Origin of the sequence: Kitasatospora aureofaciens (genome assembly GCF_019192735.1) — a bacterium.
Lineage (GTDB): Bacteria > Actinomycetota > Actinomycetes > Streptomycetales > Streptomycetaceae > Kitasatospora > Kitasatospora aureofaciens_A.
The window spans coordinates 1-4,308 of sequence record NZ_JAHTKP010000140.1; the positions used below are offsets into that span (position 1 = coordinate 1).

Below are 4,308 nucleotides of genomic sequence, written 5' to 3' on the forward strand. Positions count from 1 at the left end.
CCGGCCCGACCGTCAGCACCGTCACCTCGGCGCCCTCGTTCGCCTCCGCGATCCGCAGCGCCTGCTCCACGCCGTACTCGTCCAGCTCCGACAGAAGGCCGTCCACGCCCTCCCGGTCGGTGGTGTGATCGTCCGCGAACCGACGGTCACCCGTCGCATCCGGCACGTACTTCACACAGACAACGATCCTCAAGCTCACGGCCTGTCTCCTGTACTGGTCTCGTCCGGCGGCTGCGGCTGTGCAAGCGGGCGCGAACACGGCGCGCACCCGCTCCGGGCAGCGTGTTCCCGTGCCGGTCCGGAACTTCCTGGCAGCATACTCGCCAGTAGCTCAGCGGTCACTACTGGCCAGTAGCTTACGCCGGACGGCTGCACCCCCGCCTGCGCCCATCCTGCCCCAGCCGGACCCCGGGACCACTTGACGGGGCGGCACAACCGGGCCGAGATTCCCACCCGGCCGGGCGCGGACGACGAACGCCGAACAGATGACAGCAAACAGATAACGAAATCTGTTCGCTGCCATCTGTTACCTGTCGCCTGTCATCCGTCTCCCACCCGCCGCGCCCGTCCCCGCGCTCAGACCACCTGCCCGAGCGCCGCAATCACGTCCGCCTTGCGCGGCATCCCGGCCGCCCGCCGCACCACATGCCCGTCCGCGTCCAGCACCAGGACGGTCGGCGTCCGCAGGATCTCCAGCCGGCGCACCAGCTCCAGCCGCTCCTCGGCGTCCACCTCGACGTGCGCCACGCCCTCGACCATGCCGGCCACTTCGGCCAGCACCCGGCGGGTGGCCCGACAGGGTTGGCAGAACGCCGTCGAGAACTGCACCAGGGTCGCCCGCTCCCCGAGCGCCCCGCCCAGCTCCGTCTCCGACAGCCGGACCGTCCCGTCCTTGGTGCGCACCCTCAGCCTCCCGTCGCGCCTCGCCCGCAGCAGCCCGAACGTGGTCGCGAGCGCCAGCACGACAACGCACACCACCAACCCGGTCATCCCCCCAGTCTGCGGCAGCGCCACTCGGCCCCGAAAGGCAGGTCGACCACCGGGCACGGCCCGCGTACCATCGGCGCGTGGACTCCGACCGCCCCGCACAGCCGCTGCCCACCTCGCGCCGCTACGTCGACCAGGGCCGGGCCACCGCCTCCCGCTGTCGCTGACGCGCCCCGGACGCGCCCCCGCCGCCGCCCGTCGCGACCCTCCCGGAGCCCTCGTGCAGATCGACCCCCGCGGACCGCGCTTCGCCGCCGTCCTCACCTCGCTCGTCCTCGCCGCCGTGCTGATCACCGGCAGCGAGGTCCTGCTCGCCCTCCAGGCCGCCGTCTTCGCGCTCGCCGCGATCGGCGGCCTGCGGCTCTCCCCGTACGGCCGGCTCTACCGCACCTTCGTCCGCCCCCGGCTGGCGCCACCCACCGAGACCGAGGACGAACGACCGCCGCGCTTCGCGCAGGGCGTGGGCCTGGTCTTCGCGGTCGTCGGCACCCTCGGGTTCCTCACCGGGGTGACCTGGCTCGGCCTGCTGGCCACCGCCTTCGCCCTGGCCGCCGCCTTCCTCAACGCCGTCTTCGGCTACTGCCTCGGCTGCGAGATGTACCTGCTGATCCGGCGTGCCCAGGGCCGTCTCGACACCGGGGCCTGACCCCGCCGCTCGGTGGCGCACGGAAAGTTCCCACCGGAATTCATCACCGAGATCACACGGTGAATATTCGCTTGACCGCACGGCTCAGGTGACAGCAGGCACCCGTTCGGGGGATCATCTCCGTGAATCACCCGTGACCGCCGCGGCGTGCCGTGCTCCGGTCGGCCTCCGCGCAACGGCGCGGGTACCGCCGTACCGGGCCCCGGCCCGTGGAAGTCAGGACTGACCGTGGCAGAGCTCGTGTACCCGCCGGTGATCCGCGCCGCACTCACCGCCTTCCGCGCGCTCGACGTGCGGATCAAGATCGTGGGCGCCGAGCACATCCCCGCGACGGGCGGAGCGGTGCTGGTCAGCAATCACATCAGCTACCTGGACTTCCTCTTCGCCGGCCTCGGCGCCTACCGCGGCGGCAAGCGCAAGACCCGCTTCATGGCGAAGGACGAGGTCTTCCGGCACGGCATCTCCGGCCCGCTGATGCGCGGCATGAAGCACATCCCGGTCGACCGCACCGACGGCCAGCCCGCCTACGAGGCCGCGGTCCGCGCCCTCAAGGACGGCGAGGTGGTCGGGGTGTTCCCGGAGGCGACCATCAGCCGCTCCTTCATGCTGAAGAAGTTCAAGACCGGCGCCGCCCGGATGGCCGCCGACTCCGGCGCCCCGCTGCTGCCCGTCGTCCTGTGGGGCACCCAGCAGCTCTGGACCAAGGGTCGTCCGAAGACCCTGACCAAGCGCCACGTCCCGGTCACCATCATGATCGGCGAGCCGATCCACCTCGGACCGAACGACAAGCCCGTCATGGTCACCCGACGCCTGCGGGCCGCGATGAGTGAGATGCTCGACCGCGCCCAGCGCGAATACCCCGCCAAGCCCTCCGGCCCGGACGACACCTGGTGGCAGCCCGCCGATCTCGGCGGCACCGCGCCCACCCTTGAGGTCGCGGAGGCCGAGGACGAGGCGGAGGCCCTCGCAAAGGCCGAGCGCCGCGCCGCCCGGGGCTGACGTCCGCGCCCCTTACTCCGTCCGCTCTTACTCCGTCTGGCCGAGCGGACGCGCTTCGGCGCGTGTCGCCCAGCCGCCGACACCTCCCGTCTGACACAGTGACAGCTCCTTCCGGAGGCCTTCGTCCTGATTTGGCGACGGAGCGAACGTCGGAGAGGTCGGAAAGGTCGGAGACGGAGATGACGCGGATGACCGGCACACGGCTGTCACCCACGACCACGGCCCGCACCCGCGCAAGCGCCGGTGCGGGCCTTCTGCTGCTGGGTGCCCTGCTCACCGGCTGCGGCGCCGAACCGGGCGAGATCCCGCTCTCCGAAATCCGGGCCGACAGCCCCTCGGCCACCCCTGAACCGACGCCCGCCACCGCCACGCCCGGCGTGGTCGGAGCGGCCGCCGGCACCCCCGCTGCCTCTGCCGTGGCGGCGCACAACGGACTGATCGTCAGCCGGGCCTTCCTCGACCCCGGCCGCACTACCAGCGCCATCGTCACCGTCGGGCCCGACGGCACCGGCGAGCGCCAGGTCACCCAGCCGCCCGACCGCGCCCGCGACGAGCGTCCGGACTGGTCCCCCGACGGCAGCACCATCGCCTTCGACCGCACCGACCCGCGGACCGGCGCCACCCGGCTCTGGACGGTCTCCGCGAGCGGCGACGGCGCCCAACAGATCGGCCAGCTCTGTGAGAGCGGCACCGCCGACTGCACCAACGAGGCCGAGCGCGCCCCCGCCTACTCCCCCGACGGCAAGCAGCTCGCGTTCAGTCGCTCCTGGGGCGCCCTCGACCCAGCAGGCAACAAGCAGATCCAGTACTCCGACCTCTACTTGATGGCCCCGGACGGCACCAACGTCCAGCGCCTCACGTTCCTCACCAACGACAAGCCCTACTCGGGAGAGGTCAGCAACCCCAGCTGGTCCCCCGACGGCAAGCAACTCGCCTTCGAGTACCGCACCGGCGCCACCGGGCAGCCCGCCAACAGCCGGGCCATCTACGTCGTCGGCGTCGACGGCACGGGCCTGCGCCAGCTCACCCCCTGGGAGCTGCGCGCCGGCGACCGCGCCAGCTGGTCCCCCGACGGCACCCAGATCCTCTTCACCACGTACCCGGCCGGTCCCGAGAACGCCCCCGGCGGCGGCATCTACACCGTCCACCCCGACGGAACCGCCATCGGCGCCCTCACCCCCGCTCCCTCCGACGCCTACTACGGCGCCGCCGCCTACGCGCCCGACGGCAGCTCGATCGTCTTCACCCAGGCCCCCGCACGCGCCACCGCCGACCTCTACAGCATGCGCCCGGACGGTACGGGCGTCGCCCGCCTCACCAACACCACCGGCCAGTGGCTCAGCCGCCCGAAGTGGGGCACGGCGACGCTCCCGGCACCCGCTGCGGCTGCGGCGGGTGCCGCGGCGGCCACCCAGGCGCCGGCCCAGCCATAGGCCCAGCCGTCCGCGGACCCGCAGGTGGAAGTGCAGAACGAAGACCGGGGCTGATTACTCCGCCCTAATCCGCCGAAACGCAAAAAGACCCCCTCCCGAATGGGAGGGGGTCTTTCTGGAATGATTGTTCGGCGGCGTCCTACTCTCCCACAGGGTCCCCCCTGCAGTACCATCGGCGCTGTGAGGCTTAGCTTCCGGGTTCGGAATGTAACCGGGCGTTTCCCTCACGCTATGACCACCGAA

At 71.9% G+C, this 4,308-nt stretch carries 4 protein-coding genes, 1 rRNA gene and 1 pseudogene; 3 read left to right on the forward strand and 3 right to left on the reverse strand.

What is annotated here, in order from left to right:
• Window positions 1-199, reverse strand: a pseudogene (locus tag KV557_RS41480) (DUF1967 domain-containing protein); the annotation flags it as partial.
• A gap of 377 nt (window positions 200-576) precedes the next feature.
• A complete protein-coding gene (locus KV557_RS41485; RefSeq protein WP_218207299.1) occupies window positions 577-990 on the reverse strand; it encodes a thioredoxin family protein in 414 nt (137 codons plus the stop codon).
• A 217-nt stretch (window positions 991-1,207) separates the two neighbouring features.
• On the opposite strand from KV557_RS41485, the gene KV557_RS41490 reads away from it, so the two are divergent.
• From KV557_RS41490 to KV557_RS41500, 3 genes are all read left to right on the forward strand, one after another.
• Window positions 1,208-1,633 carry a DUF4395 domain-containing protein gene (locus KV557_RS41490; protein WP_218207300.1) on the forward strand — a complete coding sequence of 142 codons (426 nt, stop codon included), beginning with the start codon at window positions 1,208-1,210 and terminating at the stop codon, window positions 1,631-1,633.
• A gap of 228 nt (window positions 1,634-1,861) precedes the next feature.
• Window positions 1,862-2,632, forward strand: coding sequence for a lysophospholipid acyltransferase family protein (locus KV557_RS41495; RefSeq protein WP_218207301.1), 771 nt, complete (start codon window positions 1,862-1,864; stop codon window positions 2,630-2,632).
• A 188-nt stretch (window positions 2,633-2,820) separates the two neighbouring features.
• Window positions 2,821-4,065: a TolB family protein gene (locus KV557_RS41500; protein ID WP_218207302.1), complete on the forward strand. Its 1,245-nt coding sequence runs from the start codon at window positions 2,821-2,823 to the stop codon at window positions 4,063-4,065.
• Window positions 4,066-4,191: 126 nt separating this feature from the next.
• Here KV557_RS41500 and rrf read toward each other — a convergent pair.
• A 5S ribosomal RNA gene (rrf, locus tag KV557_RS41505) occupies window positions 4,192-4,308 on the reverse strand.